Here is a 24,434-nt window from a genome sequence, read left to right on the forward strand (position 1 = left end):
GCGAGACGCCGCCTTGAGCAAACTGAATGAAACCAGCCGCCCTTCCTCTCGTATCCATCGTCACTCCCTCGTTCAACCAGGCGAACTTTATCGAAGCGACGATCCAATCTGTGCTCGGGCAGACCTATCGCCATATCGAATACATCATCATCGACGGGGGCTCGACCGATGGCAGCGCGGGCATTATCAAAAAGCATGAAGGACGGATCGCTTTATGGGTCAGCGAACAGGACAAAGGTCAGACGGATGCGATCAACAAAGGGTTTGCCAAAGCCAAAGGCGACATCCTCGCCTGGATCAATTCCGACGACACGTATGCCACTCCCCACGCCGTCGCGGATGCGGTCAACTTCCTGATCGCGAATCCCAATGTGGGGATGGTTTATGCGGACTGCAATTTCATCGACGAAGAAGGAAAGGTCATCGGCAAGTTTGCCTCGCGCCAGACCGATTACGAAAGGCTGCGCCGCGGCTACGTTCACATCCCCCAACAGACGATGTTCTTCCGCGCCAAATACTGGAAGGAACTCGGTCCGCTCGACCCGTCTTTCTATTTCGCAATGGATTATGACCTGTGGGTGAGGATCGCCAAAATCGCGCCGATTCGATATCTTCCGGGCAGGACGTGGTCGAACTTCCGCATTCACACTTCCAGCAAGACCAATGTGGACGACGAACGCGGCTGGAAGGAAATGCTCAGGATCCATTACCGAGACGGCGGTTCATTCTTCGCGCCGATTGTGGCAAAATATTATCTAAGAAAGCTCATCGGTCCACTGTGGAAATGGCAGATCAAAAGTAATGCGTGATCCGTGATTTGCGTTTTGCGTCTCGCGTTTACGTTTCACGTATTACGCATCATCCAATCAAAATTGTAAATAAAAAATCGTAATTCGAAAATGTATCTCTTCTCTCCTCCCTCCCTCGACGATCTCATCCGTCTTCTGAAAGCCTGGCGCTTTTGGGTCTTGGGCGCGTTGATCGGTTCCGCCATCGGCGCGGCGTTCCATGCCATCGTCCCTCCGCCGTATCGCGCCAAAGCCACCGTCAACGTGGATTTTAATTTCGAAGAAGCCTTCCCGACCAACACCGACCGGCAGGACTTTTATTACCTCGAGCGTGAAACCCGCAAAATGGAAGAACTCGCCTGGTCTGACGACGTGTTGGGTCGATTGAACGTGCCGATCGATCAATTGCGCAACGGGAAGTTGATCCTATCCCAACCTGCCGAAGCAGGCTGGCATTTTTATGCCGACGATCAAGACGCCAAAAAAGCGGAAGAGCTCGCATCCGCGTGGGCAAACGCGTTTGTAGAAAAAGTTCAAGCAGAAAGACAAGCAGGCGGCCTGAATGAATTCATCAGACTCGAAGTGACCCAGTCTGCGGACCTGCCAAGGGAACGAAGCATACCATTGAGCGATTACCTTCTCGCAGGCGCAAGCGGATTTCTTCTTTTGGCAGTTTTCTTCGTTTTGTTCATCCGTCGAAAGGACTCCAACATCTCCTGATGTTGGAATATTTTTATGGCGCAAGGCAATTCCACGAATAAATTCCAAAGCCGGGAGACTTTGAAGTCCGCCATAAAATTACTTTGGGGTCTTGCCCTGCTCACCCTGCCTGTCACCAGTTTTCGCTGGTTTCCCGGTTTGGGCGAAAGCACGCTTGTCCGCCCGCTGGCTTTGTATCCGCTTGCGATCTTGTTACCGCTTCTTCTGATTCAGGCATGGCGCAGAAAAATATCGCTGACATTCTCTGGCGCGTTCATCGCGCTTGGCGTGTTTGTTTTATACGCTTTTTTCTCATCCAGCATCGGCGCATTGATAGACCCGATCCCCTTGCGCGGACAAACCTACGACGGTCGCGTCATTCGCGCTCTTGTGACGCTTTTCATCGGCGTCGCTTTCTTTGTCGCTGCCGTCTGGATGAACAAGGACGAAGCCGATCTGCGTTTCACCGTCCAGTGGATTTTCGCCGGGCTATGTCTCGACCTTGCCTGGAGCGGACTGCAAGCCGTCACGTTTTACACGGGTCTGCTTGAAAAGGAAATGGTCACGCATTGGCAGCTTGCATTTTCGATGCGCGAACTCGTGCGCACGAACCGCATCTCGGGCCTGGCATATGAACCGGCATGGCTGGCGGGACAACTTGCGACGATATTTTTTCCATTTCTCTTTGCCGCTGTATTGACGAAGTTCCGCCTCACTTCGCTGACCTGGCTTGAGCCTGTGCTTCTGACTTTATCCACACTCGTATTGTTTGCCACCTACTCACGCGGAGGCTTGCTCATCACCATCGGCGTCTCCGGTTTGATGACGCTTATATTCGGGCGCGACATTCTCCAAGGCATATGGGCTTGGTATATCAAAGGCTTTAAAGAACAGCGCTTTACATCTTTCATCTTTCGCCTTTCGATCATTGTCGCTCTTGTCGGAGTTATCGCAGGCGCGTTTCTTTTTCTTAGCCAAAAGAATTACTTCCGCCGCCTGTGGGAGGTCAATGCCGAGAGCTTGAACGAATACATCGTGGACATCAACGCCGGTGCGCGCGGAGCGTACACGGTCGGGGCGTTGTCTGCGTTTTCAGAATATCCGCTGACAGGCGTCGGCTTGGGAGGAAGCGGGTTCTACATCTACCAGAACCTGCCCGATTGGGCTTTAACCACCGTCCCTGAAATTGCAAAACAACTCGATCCATCCAATAGGTTGTATCCCAACCCGAAAAATCTCTATGTGCGTTTACTCTCCGAGACCGGTCTGATCGGCTTCTTCCTTTTCATTGCTTTTCAACTTTACCTGTTGGGTGAAACACTTTCTCTTTACCGGCGTGGGCCAGCCTGGGCGCGGTTTGCCGCGATCGCCGGTGTATTTGCGTGGGTTGCCATCGCCTTGTATAATTTCACCCAGGATTCGCTGACCACCCCGAACATTTGGATCGTGCCGGGGATCATGGCTGGGATTGCCGTTAATCTATCGAATAAGGAAGTTTCATGATCGTCCTTTCCGTTGGAATGCCGCGCGCGGGGTCGGGCTGGCACTATAACCTCATCCACGACCTGATGAAAACGACAGGATGCGCCGATGCGCGCGACATCCGCGAAAGATACAAATTACAGAAGATTCTTACGGAGGTCAATTGCAACATCGGCGTACTTTCGGCGCGCAGGCTCGCGATGGTGGCCATACCCGCGCTGATGGGCAATACTTTTGTGATCAAAGCCCATGCGGCGCCATCCGGCGCGTCGCGTATTCTGGCAAAGCTGGGTTTGTTGCGCATGACCTACATCTATCGCGACCCGCGTGACGCCATGCTCTCGGCATTCGATTTCGGTCAACGCGCGCTTGCCAAGGGACGCCCCAACGCATTTTCCCACCTGTCGGATTTCGATAAAAGCATGGACTTCATCATGGAGTACGTCCGCATTTGGGAGAAATGGACTGCGGAGAAGAATGTGCTTGTCGCACGCTACGAGGATCTCTTAACGAATTACGAGGTAGAATCGGCACGCCTGTTGAAATATCTCAACCTGGATGCGGCCAAGCCGGAGGTCCGCGCGGTGATCGAGCAATATCGTCCCGGCGCGAACGACTCTCAACAGGGATTGCACTACTACAAAGGCCAGATCGGGCGTTTCCGTGATGCCTATACAACCGAACAAAAAAGGTTCATATTGACCAAACTGGTCGGTTATCTGGAGCGCATGGGGTACGATACGGTGTAGGTGTAATTCGACTGTAACGTCGGGGATGTTGTCGAACCCCGTCTTTTTCGTTATTATTGGCAGGCAATGATGAAACGATTCGACACCCCATACATGGCGGACTGGTTCGCCATATCATTACGCTGGATCATGTTGGTGGGCTTGATCGTTTCGCTGGGTCTCGGGCAGAAACTGGATATCGGCTCCACCTGGACCCTGGGTTTGTTAATTTTCTGGAATCTGGGTATGACGGCGCTGGCGGGCTTGAACGTGCGCACTTCGTATCATCGACGGCTTAATATTGCAGTGGACATCATCCTGGCGGGCGCATTTTTCTGGATGCAGGGCGGCGTGCGCGGTCCGGCTTTTTGGGCGGGTTTGCTTCCGATCCTGACAGGCTCCATTTATTTCGAGATCATCGGCGCGGTCGTCACTTCACTGATCTTTTCGGGGCTTGTGATCTATACCGGCCTGCGAAATGAAGGCAACCTGCTCCTTGCGGTCCTGATCGCAGGAATCATGAGTCTGCTGGGCATCCTCTTCGGTTTTCTTGGGCGCAGGTTGATGGACCATATGCGCAAGAACCGATCCATCTGGGGGGACGAAGAGGAGAGAAAACGCGCCATTCAAAACGAGCGCATGCGCGCCATTTACGAACTGACCTCCACGCTTTCGACCACCCTCAGTTATAAACGCGTACTCGATTCCGCCCTCGATATGAGCGCCTCGGCTCTAAACCCGAACCTGGAACCGGAGCAGACGACCAGCGATCCGCTGGTGGGCGCGGTGATGCTCTTCAACGCCGGAAAACTACGGGTCGGTTCTGCGAGGCGTTTTACCAACGCCGATATGCGGATCACCTTCGACGGCACGGAGGGAATACTCAAGAGAGCGATCGATGAGGGCGAACCCGTCAAATTCAATGACATCGGCTACGACCAGGAATTGGGGCGGGTGGTGGCGCTCCGCAATTGCACCAGCGGATACATCTTCCCCCTGCGCAGCGGATTCAACGTCTATGGCGTGCTGATCTTTGCCCATCCCGAACCCGATTACTTCACCACCGAACGTACGAACCTTTTGGATATCATCGGCCGCCAGGCGGTCATCGCCATTCAGAACGCGCGCCTTTACCAGGACCTGGTGGAGGAAAAAGAACGCCTCGCGGATGTGTACGAAGAAGCGCGCAAGAAACTGGCGCGTGACCTGCACGACGGCCCCACTCAATCGGTGGCGGCCATGGCGATGCGTTTGAACATCTCGCGCCGCATGCTTTCAAAGGACCCCAAAGGCGCCAATGAAGAACTGGTCAAGCTGGAGGATCTGGCGCATCGCACCACCAAGGAGATCCGGCACATGCTCTTTACCCTGAGGCCGCTCATCCTCGAGTCGCAGGGTCTTGCCGCAGCAATTCAATCCATGGCGGATAAGATGATGGAGACCTTCGCCCAGCGCGTCGTGGTGGAGATCGACCAGAACGCGGCGCAGCAGTTGGAGATGGGCAAGCAGGGCGTGATCTTCTACATCATCGAAGAGGCGGTCAACAACGCGCGCAAGCACGCCGTGGCCGATACGATCACCGTGCGTTTGCGGCAGGTGGAGACGGGGGTCGTTCTTTTGGAAATCATCGATAACGGCGTGGGTTTCGACGTGAAAGCCATCACACAGAATTACGAAAAACGTTCCAGCAGCAGCCTGGGCATGGTGAACCTGCGTGAGCGGGCCGAACTGGTGAACGGCTTGCTCAATATCGAATCGAAGTCGGGCAGGGGTACGAATGTGCAAGTGTACATTCCGCTCACCGAGGAAGCTGCCGACCGCCTGCATCACGCCCGCAGAAAATAAATCTCTTGCATCACATCCATCATGCACCCGGGATTCCGAGCCGCCGGCCGCCGTTGATCCTCATTCATGGCGCAGGCGGCAGCTTTTTATCCTGGCATCCAATTCTCAGAAGGCTCGCAGGTGAAACGGTTTACACGCTCGACCTGCCCGGTCACGGTGAATCACAAGGCGCGGGCCGGGCATCCGTCCGCGAGTATGCATCGGATGTCTTGCAATTCATGGAAGAAAGACGGATTCACAAACCGGTCTTTGCGGGACATTCCATGGGAAGCGCCATTGTCTTGACCATTGCGCTGGATGCGCCTGAAAAACTTTCGGGGTTTGCATTGCTTGGAGCTGGGGCGAGACTTCGCGTCTCGCCTATGATCCTCAAAAAAGCTCGCAATCCCGCTACATTTGCCGACGCGGTGGCTTTGATCAACGAATATAGTTTCAGCCCGGATGTTCCGAAAGACCTTTTGCGGTTATCCACTCAGAATATGATGAAGACCGATCCGCAAACCCTGCTGGGCGATTTTCTCGCCTGTGATTCGTTCGATGTGACGGATCGTGTCGACTCGATCCAGGTTCCAGCCCTCATCCTTTGCGGCACCTTGGATGTAATGACCCAGCCAAAGTATTCCGAATTCCTCGCGGAGAAGATACCCGGGGCGCGTTTGCATCTGATCAAGGAAGCCGGTCACATGATCGCGCTCGAACAACCGGATGTTGTCGGAAGATTATTGAAGGAATTTTTGGAGAGTCTCCCGCCTCTTTCCTGACATTGGGCTGGTACCGCCCATTTGATTTTTTTTCACACTGAAACTGTAGGTCACGCTCCAGCGTGACCTACGAGTTTTCCACTGATAATATCTTTTTCAATAATGGCATTGCCGCCATCACCGCCCTTGCCCGGTGACTGAGTCGATTCTTTTCCGCCGCATCCAATTCAGCCATCGTTTTTCCCAAACCTGTCAGTAAAAAGATCGGATCGTACCCGAACCCGCCCATGCCGCGTTCTTCGGGGATGATCTCGCCGTAACAATCCCCTTCGGCAAATTCAACTTCTCCATTCGGCTTTGCAACTGCAATTGTGGCATGGAAATGTGCCGTCCATGGGCGCGGTTTGCCATTGAGATTCGCCAAAAGAAAGATTCGTCTGTCTTTATCGTTCGCCCCCGGTTTAGGGGAATATCGTGCCGAATAAAGACCGGGCGCGCCGTCGAGCGCATTCACTTCGAGGCCTGAATCATCTGCCAGGGAGATCAGTCCGCTGGCTTGAGCGAAGGCGATTGCTTTCTTGGCGGCGTTTTCCCGATAGGTGGAGCCGTCCTCGTCGACTTCGAGTTGCAGGTTGATTTGTGCGGGCGTAACGAATTCTATGCCGGAGCCTGCGAGCAGTTCCTTGAATTCAACGACCTTGCCCTTGTTGTTTGTGGCGATGAGAAGTTTGTTCATTTTCTCTATTGTAGGTCACGCTTTTAGCGTGACGATTTTATGAATGAGAATTGTCGGGTTGAAAGCCTGACCTACTTTTGATTTTATTCATTGCCCATTCCGCATGTTGGCTGACTAGGGTTTCCTCATCTTTTGCCGCAGCTTCGAGAACCGGCAGGTCTTTTTCATTTCCAGCGTTCCCAACAGCCACCGCGAGATTGCGCAAATAGCCGCGGCGTTTGGCGCGTTTGATTGGGGAACGCTTGAATCTTTGATTGAATTCTGAAGATGTCATGGTCAAATCGTCGGATAAAACAGGGAGCGGAATGGACGGTTCAAGCCCGGGATCACCCGGCGGCGAGAATCGATTCCACGGGCAGACCTGCTGACAGATATCACATCCGAAGATCCAATCCCCCATTTTCGGGCGCAATTCTTCAGGGATATCATCCTTGTTTTCGATGGTGAGGTAGGAAATGCAGCGCCGCGAGTCAATAATGCGGTTTGGGAGAATGCAATTCGTGGGGCAGGCTTCGACGCATCGGGTGCAGGTCCCGCAGTGATCGGTTCGGGATGGCTCATCAACTTCGAGCTCGATGCCGAGAAAAATTTCTGCGAGCAGGAAGGTCGAACCGGCTTTTGGGTTGATGAGCATGGAGTTTCTGCCGATCCAGCCGAGACCGGCGCGTTGAGCCAGTTCACGTTCGAGAATCGGACCGGTATCCGTGTAGCAGCGATTGGGAACGGGACGCCCGATCTGTTCTTCGATGAATTGGACGATATCTTTCAATCGAGAGGGAATGATGTCGTGGTAGTCGTTTCCCAAGGCATAGGAGGCGATTTGGAAGGAGGAAGTAGGAAGGGTGAGGGATGGTTGGTTGGCGGGGGCATAAGGCAACGCCAGCACGAGAATGGATTTGCATCCGGGGAGGATCAGCTTCGGGTCGGCGCGGCGCAATCGGCTTCGTTCCGAGGCGAGGTAATTCATCGTGCCGTGATGATTCGAATCCAGCCATTTCTGAAAGATGTCAAAGTGTTCGGTCGGCTCGCAAGAAGTAACGCCAGCCAGGATAAATCCCAGCTGGCGCGCTTTGTCTTTTATGTGTCGGGTGAGTTCGTTTTTATTGGACAACGATCTTCACGATAAGAATGAAATCTTTCTTCCCAAAAGGAATGCCCTTGGCGTTCACCATTTGCCAATAGCCGGTGTATTCGCCAGCCGTGGAGGGGGCTTTGAACTGGACGGAGACATCCACTTCCTGGCCCGGCGCGACGAGGGATGCAAGCGGAACGGGTTGGGCGCCCATCCGTTCGTTGGGAGGCGAGCTATAGGAGAAAATGGGTTTGTAATTTGTATCCCAGGTGCAGATGCCGGTGTTCTTGATCTTCCAGGTCTTGACGAATTCCTGTCCGGGCGTCATGGGTGTGCCGTCGGGTATGGTGACATCGAGGGTGGCGAGATCGAACGAGTAGTCGTCGCACAGGGCGTCGGGTGTCAGAGCCGCCTGTGTCGGGTCGAGGGTGAAAAGCGGAACGGCGGTTTCAGTAGGCGGAAGGAATTCCGGAGTGGGCGTCTCGGAAGGGAGAGGCTGGGATGTGGGTGTGGCGAATGCAGCTGTCAACGTAAATTCAGCCATCACAGTGCTTGCCGCCGAAGTGCGGACGACGTTCACATCCACTGTCGGCTCGATGGGGACGGCGGGGGCGCAGGCGGAAAAAAACGCTCCCAGCACAAGAAGGGCAAAGATTTTTTTCATGAGTTCCCTGCTTTCTATTTCAATACTGCGATGATCCGAACCCAGACGAGAGACCCGAAGTATTGACCGGCGTCATCCCGGATTTTGAAATACCAGGTGTAATCCCCGGGTTTGTTGGGCGCCCTCATTGGGACGGAAAACGTTCGGTATTCGCCGGGTTTGGTAAAAGGTCCATCCTTGGGTATTGTGTAAGTCTTCGGCAGGACGTACAACGGACCCGTGGAAAACTCCTCGATAAATACAAAAGAATAACCTTCATCCCATGCGCATGTGCCAGTGTTGAGGAATTCCCAGTTTTTGGTGAATTCTTCCCCGATCAGGATGGTCTTGCCATCGTAGGGGTTGGATTCGCCGACAAGATACCCGTCGTTACAGCCATTCTTGGTGGTGACCGTGCTATACGCGCCCGGCGAGGATGTTGGTGTGACAAGCAGTCCCGCCTGGGGGGTAAACCCCGGCTGCTGGGTGTTGAAAGTGAAGGGCGTATTCGTTGAGATCCCGAAAGGATCTGTGGTGGAAACTGCAACGGTGTTGGTCGGCGCAATCGTATTGGTCGGAATCGGCGTTGGAGGAACTGCGGCGGCGGTTTGTGTCGCCTGATCTGCGGCCTGGGTCAAGACCAGTGAGAAAGCCTGGGTCTGGATCGCGCCGACATCCTGCGCAGGCGGCGGGGTGGCTCCGACATTGCACGAACTTAGAAGCACAGCCGCAACGGCAAAACCTGCCAGCCAGCGGAACTTACGAAAATTCATGGTGAAACCTCCGTTACTCATCGACTTAATTATAACCCGCCGCGCATCCAAATTTAGCCGGGGTTTTAATCTGCTTACGCCGTTTTAATCTCATTCATGCGGATTGATTGAATATTCCCCCGTGCAATGACTCTACCATCCGGAATGTGCTCGCCTTTCCGCCTCATTCCGGACGTTTGGGATTCAGCCTGAAACCCGAATCGTGGTTAAACGCCCCTGCCAGCGGACTCGACTCCAATGCCATCACCCGGCCGTTTGCGAAGAAGGCAAAATCGAATGTGGTGGCGTCGCCCGCTTTTTTTCCAGGGATGGGCATCAGCCTTGCAGTGAGCGGCTTATTCAAGCGCAAAGCCAGGGCGCAAATATCCAGTAAAAGCGGCGTGATTTCCTCCGCAGTCACATCGCCCGCCAGCGGAACCGTATCCAACCCGGTGCCGCAGACTGCCGAATAAAGCAAGGCATCTTTCACAGTAAGCACACCCTCTGCCGCGCGTTTCGCTAAAATCGTATCCTCAAGAATCGGTTGCATGAAACCGTTGAAGCCGATGTGCGGAAAGTCCGCCCGTTCGATTGCATCGGTGAGAACTGCGGCGGCGGCGAGTGAACCGTGCAGACCGATTTTGGGAACACCCATATTCTCAACTGCCTTCCCAAGCGAATAAGCGTCATCGGGGAAGGGCGCAAGAGAAAAGTCAATCCCCTTAAACGTGATGCGTGAAGCATGATGCGTAAGCTCTTGCGCAAGTTTGGTGATTGCCTGCCCATGTTTGGTGATCTCTGCAATGAGCAGGTTCCGTCCACCGTCTACTGTCTTCTGTCCATGAAATGCATTTACTGCCAGATCCGCACATTCAACCGCAATGCCAAAAGCAGGCTGGTCGGATGTGTGATATGCCCCCGGAAAGAATGGCGCATTGGCGCCGACATTTGCCAGCGCGGTGAAATGCAGGTTGGCAAACCCGTCAGGGTCGAGCGGCGCGGACCTGACGATGATCTCTGCACAAGCCTTGACCCGTGCCATGTGGATCGTCTGCGCATCTGCCATCACACCGCTGAAGAAAACACCTTCACTCGCCGCGATCGCATCCGGTATGACCTGATAACTGCGAGGCAGTTCCGGCAGGGCGGGCCCCAGCGCTGCATATGAAATGCCATTCTGTTTCATCACCTGTGCAAAATTCCCGGCATATTTTGGCAACTCGTCAATATGCTTTTCGCCCAGAAGTTTCGCGAATGAAACCGTCGCCACGCGGACGGTCTGCACTTCGTAGCCAGCCGCCTCATACGCGGATTTCGCCCCGGATAAAAAATCTCCCGCTTCACGCAGGATATTTTCTTTCAAGGGATAACCGGGATTGCAGAAATAGGTGATTGAGCGGATCTTCATGACAGCTTGTTTTCGTCGTCTCTCTTATCGCCCTGTTTTGTCAAAGGCTTGATCAGCCCGGAGCGCTCGCCCATCAGAATGATAAAGCCGGAGAGCAGGCCGATCCCCACGAAAATGTAGATCATCGTGAATATCTTACCCGCGTCCGTTTTGGGGTAATAATCCCCATAACCTACGGTAGTGAGAGTGGTGATCGTGAAATACAGCGAATCGAGCGCGCGCCAGCCTTCCACTTTCGAATAGAACCACGTGCCGAGCAGAAGAATGCCAACGACCCAATAGAAAAGGGCGCGAAATTCCCTGTCCTGTAAACCATGCCAAAGACTTCGAAAAAAACGATAGAGCAGAATGAAGAACGCGGGCATTTAACTCTCCTTTTGATTCCTTTGCCTGATGACCTCGAACATCAAAACCGATCCCGCCACCCCGGCATTGAGGGATTCGGTCTCCCCTTTCATGGGAATACTGATCTTTCCATTCGCCACCTTCCGCGCGTTATCGCTGACCCCTTCCGCTTCGCTTCCGACAATCAAAGCGATTGGCTTTGTTAGATCGGTTTCCCAGAACGGTTGACCGTCCATATCTGCGATGTAAACCTTCATTCCGGCTACAGTTTTTTCAATTTCATCCCAACTCATTTCGTGAATTGGAAGACGAAAATGTGCGCCCATACCGGAGCGGAGGACTTTTGGCGCGAATGCATCCGTCGTTTCGGGCGGAATGAGAACCGCGTCCACGCCCGATGCCGCCGCAGACCTCAACAATGTCCCCAAATTCCCCGGGTCGCGGACCTGGTCTGGGATGAGGATGAAATTGGGAGATTGGGGAATTGGTAATTGGAGATATTCAACAACCGCGAGAATACCCTGTGGTGCCTCCGTTTCACTAATGGATTTCATCACACTGGGGGAGACTTCTTCCACATCCACGCCTTTCAACCTTAAGCCTTCAATTTGTAACCTGCCCCTCTCGCTCAACGTCTCATCGTACAAGACAATCTCAAATCTCCAATCTCCCTTCGCTGCTTCTTCCACCAATCTCACTCCCTCCACTACAAAGGCTCCAGCTTCGCGGCGTTCTTTGGGGCGTCCCAGTAGAGCGCGGACGAGCTTTATTTTTGGGTTTTGGTTGGATGTGATCATGGGGAGAGTGAACGTTGAATAGTGAACGGTAATAACTATTCGATTTCCAGTTTCCAAATCTTCATAAATTCGTCAATCGTTGCCTTGTCAAAGAGCACGATGCGAACTTGCTTCACACTGGAATTCGTATTCTTCTCAAAATTATCTGTAATCGCCTTGAAGATAATTCCCGCCGCGCGGTCTTTTGGAAAACCGAAGATGCCGGTGGAGATCGCAGGCAAGGAAATAGACTCACACTTTAATTCGTCCGCCACTTGCAGAGAACCCGTCACAGCATCATGTAATTTGGAATCCTCGTCCCCGCTTGTGCCCACATCGTGGGTATCGCCCCATACCGGACCCACAGCGTGGATCACGTATTTCGCAGGCAGATTCCCGCCCGAGGTCCATGCAGGATGCGCGTGGGAAACCAACCCGTATTTATGGATCCAATCCTCGCTCTCCTGTTGGATCGCTGGTCCACCTTTCTTCGAGATTGCCCATGCCACCCCGCCGCCGTGCGCAAGATGCTCGTTCGCGGCGTTGACGATGGCATCCACTTCCTCGATGGTGATGTCGCCCTGCACGATCTGCAGCAATTGACCTGATGAAAATGTTTTTTCGATCAAAACGGAATTCATGTGAATATTTTACCCCCGTTAAATATTGTAGGGGCGGGGTAACCCCGCCCCTACGCATTATTATTTCGTTTGCGCCACCACGGCGGCGAAGGCTTGCGGATTTTTCACTGCGATATCGGCAAGCATCTTGCGGTTGATCTCGATGTTCGCCTTCTTCATGGCTGCCACCAAACGGCTGTAGGTGGTGCCGTTCAGCCGGGCCGCGGCGTTGATGCGGGCGATCCACAACTTGCGCAGATCGCGTTTGCGCACGCGGCGGTCGCGGGTCGCATACCAGAGGCTTTTCAACATCGCCTCGTTGGCGCGCTTGAACAAAAAGTGCTTTGCCCCGCGTTGACCCTTCGTGATCTTCAAAACTTTCTTGTGACGTAAGTGCCCTTGCGGGCCTCCCTTAACGCGCATTGTATTTCTACCTCCTGCAAACTCGCGGGCGTCGGCGGGTCTAACCGCCAGTTGCGCACACCCGAAAGCCGCAAATCAAAATTTACGACGACCGGTCTCGATAAACTCGACCTTCAGGAAGATTACTCTTCCATGTTGGGCGCGAGGCGCTTGATGCGCTTCACGTACTTGCGGCCCTGCACTGTCACCATCTCGCTCAAAAGCGCCTTGGTGCGGTCCGACGTGCGTCGGCGCAGGTGGCTCTTGCCGCCTTTGGTGCGGACAAGGGTGCCGGAACCCGTCAGGCGAAAACGTTTGGAAGTCGCCTTATGGGTCTTCAATTTATATTTTTTGCCGGGTTTTGCTTTGCGTGGCATCGCATAGACTCCTTTCAGACAAAATAATCCGCGGACATTTCTGCCCGCGGACGAATCAACATCTTTGGGTCTTGCTCTTCGCCCAAACTACGCCTCGGTCTTCGCCTCAGCCTGTTCGGGTTTCTCTTTCTTTTTCGCCGCCCCAGCTTTTGCGGGAGCCATCACCACCAGCATGGTGCGTCCCTCCATTTGCGGCGGGACTTCGATGACGGCGATATCGGCAAGGTCGGCGGCAATTTCTTTCAAGTCTTCGAGCGCGATCTCGGGGTAATCCATTTCGCGTCCCCGGAACTTGACCGTCACCCGCACCTTGTGTCCCTGCCCAAGCCAGCGGCGGGCATCGTCCACTTTGAAGCCGCGATGGGCGGAATTGGTCTTGGGGCGCAGGCGGATCTCCTTGACCTCGATCTTGGTTTGTGATTTTCTTGCTTCGCGTTCCTTCTTCGCCTTCTCGTAGATGAATTTACCGAAATCCATCACGCGGCAGACGGGCGGGTTCGCACCGGGCGAGACCTCTACCAGGTCCATCTCCGCTTCACGTGCGATCTTCAAGGCTTCCTTGATGGAAACGACTCCCACGTTGCCCCCATCCGGACCGATCAGGCGCACCTCCGCCACGCGGATGCCCTCATTTACTCGAAACTCGTTGGCGCTTATATGCTTCTCCTCTTGCTTTTAGACAAAAACAAACCCAGCTCTTGGCTGGTTTTTAGCGGGCGAATAATACCATGAAGGCGGGGGAGTCGTCAACGAAAATGCCCGGACTATCGCGCCGAATCCACCATGGGTAAAAAGACAGTGCGATACAGGGCGTCGTGCTCATCCGGGTGGGAGAAAAGCACGATCACGAGCGACGAATCGCCGTCTTCCGCGATGGCGATATCCACAGGCCTCTGGTTCGAAGTGGCGTAGTAAAAAATCCATTCGTACCCATTTGCCCGGCGCGTGCCAGCCTCCGCAGGCGGACCGTCCAGGCCGCGATAGCCGTTCAAACTGGATGAAAAATAATCCACCAGGTCCTGCGCTGTGATATCGGACCGGAAGGCTGTAACCTGGGTGATATCAAAGACGGAGGCTCCCCGCCAGAAAAATCCATCGATTGTTAATTCCCAGTCGCCGGGGACATCCACCGTCACCCCGGAGATGCGCTCACGGTTCAACTCGAGGGCAGGCGTCCCTGTGTATGGAACCAGGAAATCAGCGGGGGAAGAAACGGCAAGACAGGAATCGTCCGGCCGCAAAAGCGGATTGGCAATAAAATCCAGCGCGATCTTGAGGGCGCAGGCATCGTCAGTGGTTGGGACATGCCCCATGGCGGGGAATTCGTAATAAAAACTGTTTGCCAGCCGTTCTGCAACTTGTTTCCCGTAGAAGGGAGGCGTGGCGGGATCGAACGATCCTTCGATGACCAGGCTGGGGATGTCGCTCACGACCGCATCCTTCTCGCCGAGGTTGGGTCCGGGGATGCCCCAGTTCCTGCACCCCGAAAACATATCCCCAAAATCCCCGTAGAACGGGCGGAACACTTTTTCTTCAACGCCAACCTTCTCTGAAATGAGACTTAATTCCTCCGGCGTGGAATCCAGCACATGCTCGCGGCACATCATGGAAATGTACAAGCCCGGGCTGATGCCTTCGAATTCATACGGCAGGGAATATTGCGCCGCGATCAATGTGGAGTAATCGCCGTTCTTGACTCGATAGATCGTTTGCGGCGCCGTGATGATGAAACCTGGTGAGCGCAGAAGACCGGTTGTAACAGAAAGAAGATATGAACCGTCCACGGTTTCAGTGACGGTGCCCATGGGATAAGCGGATGTGGTCAGGGTGATGGGGTTGGCGTCCAATTCCTGAATGAGCGCTCGGAACACCTCTTTGAGGTCGGGATACGCGCCGGCGCATTCCGGGTCGGCGGCGCAGCTGGTGAACATTTGCGACAGGGCCGAATCGACCGACCTCGGATATTCTTCGATCACGTTCGATTCAACCGGCACGACCGAATCCAGGATCGCCGAACGGACGACTTCAGGGTGGTTGCGTATGGTCACCAATGACAGACGGGTCCCATACGAGACGCCGTACAAGTTAACCTTTTCATAACCAAGCAAACGGACGATATCGCGCAGGTCGGCGGCGCTTTCCACCGTGGAGTAGGCGGACAGATCGATACCCTGCGCGTGCAAACGTCCGCCGCAATCCAGGAAAGCGTTCTGATAGACCAGTTCCCTTGATTCGGGCGCGATCGAACCGTAGATATCCTGCCGATGGACTTTCTCCAGTTCGTCACAATCCATTTGCGGGTCGGAATAACCAGTGCCGCGCTGGTCGAAAGTAATGTAATCCCGCGTGGAGATGAACGGCTCGACCAGCACGGAATATCCATCCGCGCTGAGCTGTACCGCCTGCCCGCCGGGACCGCCTTGCAGAAAAAGGATCGGATCGAGCGCGGGATTCTGACTCGTGCTGTGAAAGACCGCGACCGCCAGTCTCAAAGTCCGACCGGAACTGCTGGTTCGGTTTTCCGGCACGATGGCGTATCCGCATGAAACACGCACGCCGGGGGGCGCCTCGAACATGCAAGGCGCTGATTCGTATGCGGGCGTGTATGCCAAGGTAGGCGCGGCAGTTGCGAGAGGTGTGGCAGGGGGCGGGGTGGAAGTAATCGCGGCGGAATCGCTCGTTATGGGAATGGAAGTCGAAGTCGGATCGAGAACGGGCGGCGCGGAAACAGGGCTTGTGAGCCTTCCAGCCAGCAGGTTGAATGCCACCAGGGCGGTGCAGGCAAGGATGCAAAGTCCGCTGATGGTTGCGATGAGAATGGCATTGTTGTTCTTTTGTTTTCGCTTCGGGGCTTTGACCGGGGTTTCAGGTTGGGAGTCTTCGGGGATTTCTTGTTGCTCTGCTTGACTTTCCAGGAAGGCAGGGACATGCAGAAGGGGGGGGTCCGGCGGGGTGATGACCGGGGCGGGAGGGGCAGGCTCGGGCGGGGAAAGAAGCGCGAGTTGTTTTTTTGCATCCGGGTTATTGGGGTTGATTTCCAGCACACGTTCAAAGCAATAGGCGCGTTTTTGGGCGTCGTCGATGCTCATGCCCAGCAGATACCATCCGCCTTCGGAATGCGGATATTGCCGGACAAGCTGCGAAAAGATCGAGACTGCCCGTCCTTTGTCGTTCACTTTGAGCGCGGAGATCCCCGCTTGAATAAGTTCCTGTTCCGACATGCGCATCCCTCTTGAAAAAAAATGGAGCCGATGTTTCGGCTCCATTATACCTTTACATGTGCGGGGTGACTTTGGCTTCGATCTTGTCCTTTGGCAGGTAGCCGGTAATGCGCTCCTTGACCTCGCCGCTCTTGAAGAGCATCAGGGTGGGAATGCCCATGACGCCGTACTGCATCATGATGTTGGGATTCTGGTCCGCGTCGAGTTTTACGACCTTGACCTTTCCATCCCATTGCCCCGCCAGTTGATCGACGATGGGCGCGATCATCTTGCACGGCTGGCACCAATCCGCCGTGAAATCCACCAATACAGGGGTGCTTGCGCTGATGACTTCCTCCTGGAAGTCCTGCTCGGTTACGTATTTGACTGAACTCATGTTTGCCTCCGGGGCTTGGACGAGGCGTCCACTTCATTAATTACTCAACGGGCACGGAGCAGATAGGATTGCCAAATCGACCCACCCTCGTTATAATGTCCATCCGTCCGGGCGGGTAGCTCAGTTGGTTAGAGCATCGCGTTGACATCGCGAAGGTCGTAGGTTCGAGCCCTATCTCGCCCACTTGGTCAGTGATCCGGTAATCAGTGACCAGTAACCAGTGAAAAAAGTAAGCGCATTGACCGAGACGAGTATGTGGTCAAATACCTGACAGGGAGAAGAGATCAAGATTGAGAGTCTCTTCCAGGGAAAATCACAGAAAACCACTCGCGAGCGTGAGACAGAACAGTGATCAGTTTTCAGTGATCAGTCAGTAAGTCGAGCGGATGGCTTCGTTATAAGCCGAAGAGATGCTCTTCATGTGGTCCCGATATGGCGGAAGATCACCCCCTACTCGGCCACCAAAGGAGCAAATCGGGTGGAACCGCGTGAATTGAATTCTCGCCCCGTGTTTCGGGCGAGTTTTTGTTTTAACCCTGACCTCACCCCCAGCCCCTCTCCCAAGGGAGAGGGGAGATAGAAAGGATGTAAAAATGGCACAACAAGTACAAGAGAAATACGAAGAGTCTTATCTTTATAAGGTCCGTCACTCGGCGGCGCATGTAATGGCGCAGGCGGTGCTGGAGATGTTCCCGGATGGGAAGATCACTATCGGTCCGCCTGTGGAGAACGGGTTCTATTACGACTTTGACCTGCCGCGCAACCTGACGCCTGAAGATTTGGAACAAATCGAAAAGCGGATGCGCCAGATCGTGGCTGGCAGGCATGAGTTCAAGAAGACGGTCATCTCGGCGGAGGAGGCGAAGAAAATCTTTGCCGACCAGCCCTACAAGTTGGAGTTGATCGAAGGCTTGGAAAAAGGCGGCACGGACGAGTACGGCAATCCGCTCAAGGAGAAGCCGGAGATTTCGATCTATCAGCACGATACGTTCACGGACCTGTGCCGCGGTCCGCATGTGGCGAACACGAAGGAGATCAAGCCGGATGCGTTCAAGTTGATGTCGATTGCGGGCGCGTACTGGCGCGGCGACGAGAACAACAAGCAGTTGCAGCGTCTGTACGGCACAGCCTGGGAGAGCAAGAAACAGCTCGAGGAATACCTGCACCAGCTCGAGGAGGCGAAGAAGCGCGACCATCGCAAACTCGGGAGGGAATTGGAGATCTTTGTCTTCGATGAAGAGGTCGGTCCGGGTCTGCCTTTGTGGCTGCCGAACGGCGGGATCATCATCGAAGAACTGGAGAAACTCGCCAAGGAGATGGAAGAGAAAGCCGGTTATTCGCGCGTCCGCACGCCGGTCGTTTCGAAAGAGGACCTCTTCCTGCATTCGGGGCACCTGCCCTACTACGCCGAGAGCATGTATCCGCCCATGGAGTTGGAAGGCGTAAAGTATTACGTCAAGCCGATGAACTGCCCGATGCACCACAAGATCTTCGGCTCGAAGGGACGTTCCTACCGCGACCTGCCCATCCGCCTCGCCGAATACGGGACGTGTTACCGCTACGAAAAATCGGGCGAACTCTTCGGCTTGATGCGCGTCCGCTCGATGCAGATGAACGACGCCCACATCTATGTGACGGAGGAACAGTTCGAGAAGGAATTCCTGGGCGTGGTGGACCTGTATCTCAAATATTTCGACCTGTTCGGCATCGAGAAGTATGTGATGCGCTTCTCCAAACACAGCAAGGCGGGGCTCGGCAAGAAATATGTGGACAACGAGCGCCTGTGGCTCAAAACGGAGGAAATGGTACGCCGCGCGATGACGAACGGAAACATCCCCTTTGTGGAGGTTGAGGATGAAGCCGCGTTCTACGGTCCGAAGATCGACGTGCAGATCTGGAGCGTGATCGGGCGCGAGTTTTCGCTCGCCACGAACCAGGTGGATTTTGCCCAGCCCGCGCGTTTCGACCTGAAATTCACGAACAAGGACGGTCACGACGAGATGCCGTTGTGCATCCACCGCGCGCCTCTCTCGACGCACGAGCGCATGGTGGGATTCCTGCTCGAGCATTACGCGGGCAACTTCCCGGTCTGGCTCTCGCCGGAGCAGGCGCGCGTTATCTCGATCACGGACGAGCGGAACGATTATGCCGAAAGTATCGCGAAGGAATTGCGCGAGAACGGCATCCGCGCCAGCGCGGACCTCTCGTCCCAGCGCATGAACGCCAAGATCCGCAACGCGCAGATGATGAAGGTCCCGTATATGATCGTGGTCGGCAAGAACGAGATGGAAGCCGGTCAGGTCTCGTTACGAGTCCGCGACGGCAGCCAGCAGAACGGATTTGCACTGGGCGAGTTCATCGCGCGGGCAAAAGATCGGATTCAGAGAAGAGCGAGTGAGTTGTAGGGAAAGATTTGATTTGGGAGTTGTAAATCACAGAGCTTCAAGCCGCAGGGATGTTCGGGTTTCAGATGGCTCGAATGTCCCTGCGGTTTTTCATTTTAACTTTTCCTTATCTCCTCCTCTTACATTCCTCCAATATCCCTCCTGTTATAATCCCTTCCCTGAAAGGGATTTCATGCTCAAGAAACCTTCGGTGTCACTCAGGGCGACGCTTTGTAAAACCTTTCGGCGAGCTCAAGGCGGCGCTATTTCCCTGCGAGGACAGGCAGCGGCGACCCCACAAGGCCTGCACTGAGCTGGTATGTTGACTGGCGAAGCCGTGCCGAAACACTGTCGAAGTGAAGACCGTCGAACAATACAGTCCGCTCGTGGAGCAGGTCAATCTTTTCCTTGCACGGACTCCCACAATCGCCGGTATTCTTCCCTAACGCTTTCATCCAAATGGACTTCCAACTCTAGCGGCAAATCCAGCGCCGAGATCAAGTCCTGCACATCGGCGAGGTCTCGCAAGCGGTGGGGAGCGCTCATGCCGGAGGCGAGTTTCAGTTCGATCAGTTTTTCAAGGGAGATGACGCGATAGCCGTCCCGTTCCACATGTGCGGATGCCGGGTCTGGGAAGGACACCGGCTTGGGTTTTCCGTCGCCGGGATACTCACCGGTAATGAGCGCTTCCACTTTGACCTGAGTTTCTGCATCGCGAAAACTCTTTGATGCCCCCTCAAACGCCATCACATATCCCCTGCCTACCAACCGTTCCTTGAACCGTTCCAATCCCGCTTGCGTCAACAGAATGTCAACATCAACGGTTTCACGGGTATACCCGAACAGATTTAAAGCCATCCCGCCGAGGATCGCATAGGGAATCGATTCCTCTTCGAGAGCCTGAGTCAGTCGTTTAAGCGTGTGGTGAACCTTGCCTTCTCTCATGAAGAATGCCTCCGACTCGCGCAGGATTTCATCTGCCGGGCGTAACTTTATGGTATCCACGCCCTGATTATATCTCGAATAGCCATGCTATAATCCCTTCCCTGAAAGGGATTTCATGCTCAAGAACTTCGTAAAACTATTCAGCGGCGACCCCACAAGGAAGACCGTCGAACAATACAGTCCGCTCGTGGAGCAGGTCAATGCGCTCGAAGCCGAATTCGAGGCATTGAGCGACGATGCCCTGCGCGCCAAAACGGATGAATTCAAGGCGCGCATAAGCGAATTGACCGGCAACCTCGAAGGCTTGGAGGAAAAGGAACGATTCAAAGCGGAACAAGATGTGTTGGATCAACTCATGCCCGAAGCCTTTGCCGCGGTACGCGAGGCGTCCAAGCGCACAATTGGCTTGCGGCACTACGATGTCCAGGTCATCGGTGGAGCGGCGCTGCATAGCGGCTCCATCGCGGAGATGCGCACAGGCGAAGGCAAAACTCTTGTCGCCACCATGCCTGTGTACCTCAATGCCCTGCTTGGACGCGGAGTGCATCTCATCACGGTCAATGATTATCTGGCGCGGCGCGATGCGCGCTGGATGGCGCCCATCTACCATGCGCTCGGACTGAGCGTGGGCGTTCTGCAAATGGCGGCAGTGACCGAGAACGGAAAGAAAGCCTTCATCGTGGATTTCGAGCGCGACGCCCCGCAGGAAGACCAGCGTCACCTCAAGATGGTGGACCGGGTCGATGCCTACCGCGCGGATGTCACATTCGGCACCAACTCGGAATTCGGTTTCGATTACCTGCGCGACAACATGGCGATGAAACTCGAAAACCGAGTTCAACGGGGACATTACTTCGCCATGGTCGATGAAGTCGATAACGTGCTCATCGACGAAGCGCGCACCCCGCTCATCATCTCCGGTCCCGCCTCGGGTGATTTGGAATGGTACGGGCGCATGGCGCAGATCGCGAAGCAGCTCAAACCCGAAGACTTCGAGATGGACGAAAAGTCCCGCTCGATCAACCTGACCGAGATCGGTGTGAGCCGCGTCGAGTCGCTGCTGGGGATTCAACTGATCGACCCCGACCGCCCCGAAGACCTCAACCCCGAGCAGGCGCGTCTCATGGGTTACTTGCAGCAATCCTTGCGCGCGCAATTCCTCTTTCATCGCAACAAGGATTATCTCGTGCAGGGCGGCAAGGTCATCATCATCGATGAATCGACGGGGCGCCTCATGCCCGGGCGGAGATGGAGCGATGGTCTGCATCAAGCCGTGGAAGCGAAAGAAGGCGTAAAGGTCGAGCCGGAGTCGGTTACGTATGCCACGGTCACATTGCAGAACTACTATCGCATGTATCAAAAACTTGCAGGCATGACCGGCACCGCGCTGACCGAAGCCGAAGAGTTCAACAAGATCTATAAACTCGAAGTCGCGCCGATCCCGCCGAACCTCGAATATCTTGCATATGGCGAGAAGGCTTCCCTCGTCGAGATCAAAACCAAAGATGAAGACGGTTATGCCTATTCCTACTTTGCAAAGACAGGCAATACGGCCCCGCTCTTCTATCGCCGCAAAGATTATCCCGATGTCATCTATCGCACTGTCGAAGCCAAACTGCGCGCCATTGTTCAGGAGATCGTGCGCTTCAACGCGCTCGGGCGGCCGATGCTCGTCGGCACGACTTCCGTTGAATCCTCCGAAAGACTTTCCAACCGGCTCAAAGCCGAACCTGTGCGTCGTCTGATGCAGTATATGCTGGTGCGGGATCACTACGTGCGCGCGAATAATATCGAAGAAGACGGGCGCCTCATTGCGGACCTCGTGCCTTTCAACGAGCCCATCGACAAAATCTCCCCCGATGCCTTGCGCGCCTTCATCAAGCCGCACGGCATGACCAACATCAGCCTCGACGACGAAACGAATCTCAACACCCTGCTTGAATTATTGCGCCTGCCTGAAACCGCAAAGGAACGATTGAAGAAGATCTTCCAGGGCGGGGTTGCGCATCAGGTCTTGAACGCCCGCCGCCACACGGAAGAGTCGCAGATCATCGCAGGCGCGGGCGCGTTCGGCGCGGTGACCATCGCCACGAACATGGCAGGCCGCGGCGTGGACATCAAACTCGGCGGTGAGTTGGCGGAAGAAATCATCTCCGCGGTCAACCGCGTGCTGGGCAAGTCCGGCTACAAAGACCCGTTCGACATGACTCACGACGAACGCCGCGAAGCCCTTAAGAAACTCGATCCGTCCGCCTATGGTTTGTACGAAGCCGAAGTCAAAAACTTCCTTGGTTACTTCGACGATATGGAAAGCGTGAAAGAACTGGGCGGTTTGCACGTCCTCGGCTCGGAACGGCACGAAGCCCGCCGCATCGACAATCAGCTGCGCGGACGCGCCGCCCGCCAGGGCGACCCCGGTTCTTCGCGCTTTTATCTCTCTCTGCAAGACGACCTGATGCGCATCCAGGGCGGGGCGCAGGTCAGCGCATTGATGGAACGTCTCAAAGTGGACGACTCACTCCCGCTTGAAGCGCGCCTGGTTGCAAGCGTCATCGAACAGTCACAACATCGCATCGAAGGCGCAAACTTCGATGTCCGCAAACATCTCCTGGAATACGACGATGTCCTGAACACGCAGCGTCAGCAGATTTATTTACAGCGCGACAAGATATTCGTCAAAGAGGATTTGAGCGCCGACGTGGCGGAAATGCTCGACGCCGAGGTGGCCAAACGCGTCGAAGCCGGGCTGGCGGATGAAGAAGGTCCGTGGCGTTTGCTGGCGTGGTTGGACCAGGTCCAGCCTGCGTTCGACTCAAAGAACGGTTTGTTCCCTTCGTATGGGTTCAAGTTGCTATTGAATGAAATTAACGCGCAAGCCGCCGCGGGGAGCATAAAAAATGCAACCTTGGACCTGATCTCCAAATCCATCGAAACCGAATATGCCCACGCCCTGCGCGCCATCGAGCAGTTGATCGAACGAACAGGCGAAACCCTCGAACTGCAGATCTCCGAACGCGAAGAGGCGCTGGATGCCTTCTTTCAAACGCTTGGGGATCGTGAGGATAACGCCAAGCCGCAAAAACTGATCGAAGAGATCAACAGCCTTGCGAGGCTTGCCATCAAACCGAACAACGACCTTTTGAAAAAACTGGCGGATGACCCTGACGATGCAAAAGACGATGTTCAGGAATTGCTCTCCAGCCAGTTGACGATCATCAGCGCGACAAGGGTCATCGGCGCGATTCAGACTCGCGTTGGCGAGCAGATTCAATGGCAGAGCCCGCTCCCTTCGGATTGGGATGATCTCTCGGATATTCTGCTCGACACGGCGCGCGACGCGCTGTCAAAAAAGCGGGAACGCCTGAACAGCCAGATCGCGCGCGATATCGACATGTTATTGCAGCGCGAGGATGTTTCGACGGATTCCGGAAAATTACGCCTGCTGATCACGCTCGCGCAGGGTACGCGGACTGCTTTTGACCAGAAGACTCACCGGCAGGTGAAACAGGTCTTCACACGCTTCGCCTATGCGTTCCATGCGGCGCAATTATTGGAAGGACGCGACGCCGAAGATATCGCCGACGAGGTGATGAATCATCTCGAGGCGGCGGAGGAAGCCTTGCGCGAGACCTGGGGTCAGAGCGAGTTTACGCGTTTGAGTCAGAACGCGACAAAACTTGCGGATTTCGGTCCGGCGGCGCGAATCGCTTTCGGGGAGGGGAGACTCAATGACGCTGTATCCAGCCTGGGCGCGGAAGAGGCGGCGCAGCTATCCTCTGCGTTGGGCAAGTATGTGTTGAACGAAGTCCATCGCCAGTTGCTGTTGGGCGCGTTCAGCGAGTTGTGGGTGGAATATTTGACCAAGGTCGAAGCGTTGAGAGTATCGATCGGGCTCGAGGCTTACGCCCAGCGTGACCCGCTGGTACAATACAAAGGACGCGCATCGGAAATGTTCGCGCAATTGCTCGAAGAGGTGCGCGGACTTGTGATCAGCCGCGCGTTTGCTGCAAGGCCAAGGCGCGTGGAGATCACACCGATCGAAACCGCTGAGACGGCTTCCGTACCGGGCGAGACCTCGGTGCAGATCGGCGCAACACCCGGCGGTAAAAAGAAAAGACGCCGCCGCAATTGAGG

The 24,434-nt window shown here is 54.9% G+C and carries 22 protein-coding genes and 1 tRNA gene; 9 read left to right on the plus strand and 14 right to left on the minus strand.

Features of this window, described 5'->3' with window-relative positions:
* Positions 1–26 precede the first annotated feature (26 nt).
* The 6 genes from HS100_06240 (at position 27) to HS100_06265 (ending at position 6,303) form a co-directional block, all read left to right on the plus strand.
* On the plus strand, positions 27–809 hold the full coding sequence (locus HS100_06240; GenBank protein ID MBE7433495.1) for a glycosyltransferase: 783 nt from the start codon (positions 27–29) through the stop codon (positions 807–809).
* Positions 810–899: 90 nt separating this feature from the next.
* Positions 900–1,508, plus strand: coding sequence for a hypothetical protein (locus HS100_06245; GenBank protein ID MBE7433496.1), 609 nt, complete (start codon positions 900–902; stop codon positions 1,506–1,508).
* Between the two features lie 15 nt (positions 1,509–1,523).
* Positions 1,524–2,990 (plus strand): O-antigen ligase family protein, encoded by a 1,467-nt coding sequence (locus tag HS100_06250; protein MBE7433497.1) that lies wholly within the window; start codon positions 1,524–1,526, stop codon positions 2,988–2,990.
* Complete coding sequence (locus tag HS100_06255) at positions 2,987–3,718, plus strand: sulfotransferase domain-containing protein (protein ID MBE7433498.1); 732 nt, start codon at positions 2,987–2,989, stop codon at positions 3,716–3,718. The genes HS100_06250 and HS100_06255 overlap by 4 nt, the downstream gene beginning before the upstream one ends.
* 69 nt (positions 3,719–3,787) lie before the next feature.
* Complete coding sequence (locus tag HS100_06260; GenBank protein ID MBE7433499.1) at positions 3,788–5,542, plus strand: GAF domain-containing protein; 1,755 nt, start codon at positions 3,788–3,790, stop codon at positions 5,540–5,542.
* Between the two features lie 5 nt (positions 5,543–5,547).
* A complete protein-coding gene (locus HS100_06265; GenBank protein MBE7433500.1) occupies positions 5,548–6,303 on the plus strand; it encodes an alpha/beta hydrolase in 756 nt (251 codons plus the stop codon).
* A 67-nt stretch (positions 6,304–6,370) separates the two neighbouring features.
* Here HS100_06265 and rdgB read toward each other — a convergent pair whose 3' ends face one another.
* The 13 genes from rdgB to trxA all read right to left on the minus strand — a co-directional run bounded on the left by rdgB (position 6,371) and on the right by trxA (position 16,971).
* On the minus strand, positions 6,371–6,979 hold the full coding sequence (gene rdgB, locus HS100_06270; protein MBE7433501.1) for an RdgB/HAM1 family non-canonical purine NTP pyrophosphatase: 609 nt from the start codon (positions 6,977–6,979) through the stop codon (positions 6,371–6,373).
* Between the two features lie 37 nt (positions 6,980–7,016).
* On the minus strand, positions 7,017–8,090 hold the full coding sequence (gene queG, locus HS100_06275) for a tRNA epoxyqueuosine(34) reductase QueG (GenBank protein ID MBE7433502.1): 1,074 nt from the start codon (positions 8,088–8,090) through the stop codon (positions 7,017–7,019).
* Complete coding sequence (locus tag HS100_06280) at positions 8,080–8,715, minus strand: hypothetical protein (GenBank protein ID MBE7433503.1); 636 nt, start codon at positions 8,713–8,715, stop codon at positions 8,080–8,082. Before HS100_06280 ends, queG begins: the two co-directional genes overlap by 11 nt.
* Before the next feature lie 14 nt (positions 8,716–8,729).
* Positions 8,730–9,467, minus strand: a complete 738-nt coding sequence (locus HS100_06285) for a hypothetical protein (protein ID MBE7433504.1) — start codon at positions 9,465–9,467, stop codon at positions 8,730–8,732.
* Between the two features lie 163 nt (positions 9,468–9,630).
* On the minus strand, positions 9,631–10,854 hold the full coding sequence (locus HS100_06290) for a DUF711 family protein (GenBank protein ID MBE7433505.1): 1,224 nt from the start codon (positions 10,852–10,854) through the stop codon (positions 9,631–9,633).
* The gene (locus tag HS100_06295) at positions 10,851–11,219 is read right to left on the minus strand and encodes a two pore domain potassium channel family protein (GenBank protein MBE7433506.1); all 369 of its coding nucleotides are present in this window, start codon (positions 11,217–11,219) and stop codon (positions 10,851–10,853) included. Before HS100_06295 ends, HS100_06290 begins: the two co-directional genes overlap by 4 nt.
* Positions 11,220–11,996: an RNA methyltransferase gene (locus HS100_06300; protein ID MBE7433507.1), complete on the minus strand. Its 777-nt coding sequence runs from the start codon at positions 11,994–11,996 to the stop codon at positions 11,220–11,222.
* Positions 11,997–12,031: 35 nt separating this feature from the next.
* Positions 12,032–12,616: a macro domain-containing protein gene (locus HS100_06305; GenBank protein ID MBE7433508.1), complete on the minus strand. Its 585-nt coding sequence runs from the start codon at positions 12,614–12,616 to the stop codon at positions 12,032–12,034.
* Between the two features lie 60 nt (positions 12,617–12,676).
* A complete protein-coding gene (gene rplT / locus HS100_06310) occupies positions 12,677–13,018 on the minus strand; it encodes a 50S ribosomal protein L20 (GenBank protein MBE7433509.1) in 342 nt (113 codons plus the stop codon).
* A 122-nt stretch (positions 13,019–13,140) separates the two neighbouring features.
* On the minus strand, positions 13,141–13,374 hold the full coding sequence (locus HS100_06315; GenBank protein ID MBE7433510.1) for a 50S ribosomal protein L35: 234 nt from the start codon (positions 13,372–13,374) through the stop codon (positions 13,141–13,143).
* An 87-nt stretch (positions 13,375–13,461) separates the two neighbouring features.
* Positions 13,462–14,031, minus strand: coding sequence for a translation initiation factor IF-3 (locus HS100_06320; GenBank protein MBE7433511.1), 570 nt, complete (start codon positions 14,029–14,031; stop codon positions 13,462–13,464).
* A 107-nt stretch (positions 14,032–14,138) separates the two neighbouring features.
* Positions 14,139–16,595, minus strand: a complete 2,457-nt coding sequence (locus tag HS100_06325; GenBank protein ID MBE7433512.1) for an alpha/beta fold hydrolase — start codon at positions 16,593–16,595, stop codon at positions 14,139–14,141.
* Positions 16,596–16,647: 52 nt separating this feature from the next.
* The gene (gene trxA, locus HS100_06330) at positions 16,648–16,971 is read right to left on the minus strand and encodes a thioredoxin (protein ID MBE7433513.1); all 324 of its coding nucleotides are present in this window, start codon (positions 16,969–16,971) and stop codon (positions 16,648–16,650) included.
* A 109-nt stretch (positions 16,972–17,080) separates the two neighbouring features.
* Between trxA and HS100_06335 the strand changes: the two genes are divergently transcribed.
* Positions 17,081–17,154 (plus strand) — tRNA-Val (locus HS100_06335).
* 410 nt (positions 17,155–17,564) lie between these two features.
* Positions 17,565–19,376, plus strand: coding sequence for a threonine--tRNA ligase (locus HS100_06340; GenBank protein ID MBE7433514.1), 1,812 nt, complete (start codon positions 17,565–17,567; stop codon positions 19,374–19,376).
* A gap of 375 nt (positions 19,377–19,751) precedes the next feature.
* On the opposite strand, the gene HS100_06345 is transcribed toward HS100_06340, so the two are convergent.
* Complete coding sequence (locus HS100_06345; GenBank protein MBE7433515.1) at positions 19,752–20,360, minus strand: nucleotidyltransferase family protein; 609 nt, start codon at positions 20,358–20,360, stop codon at positions 19,752–19,754.
* Between the two features lie 55 nt (positions 20,361–20,415).
* On the opposite strand from HS100_06345, the gene HS100_06350 reads away from it, so the two are divergent.
* Positions 20,416–24,432, plus strand: a complete 4,017-nt coding sequence (locus HS100_06350) for a hypothetical protein (GenBank protein ID MBE7433516.1) — start codon at positions 20,416–20,418, stop codon at positions 24,430–24,432.
* Positions 24,433–24,434 lie beyond the last annotated feature (2 nt).

It is taken from the genome of Anaerolineales bacterium (genome assembly GCA_015075725.1).
In the GTDB taxonomy this organism is placed as follows: Bacteria; Chloroflexota; Anaerolineae; order Anaerolineales; family Villigracilaceae; genus Villigracilis.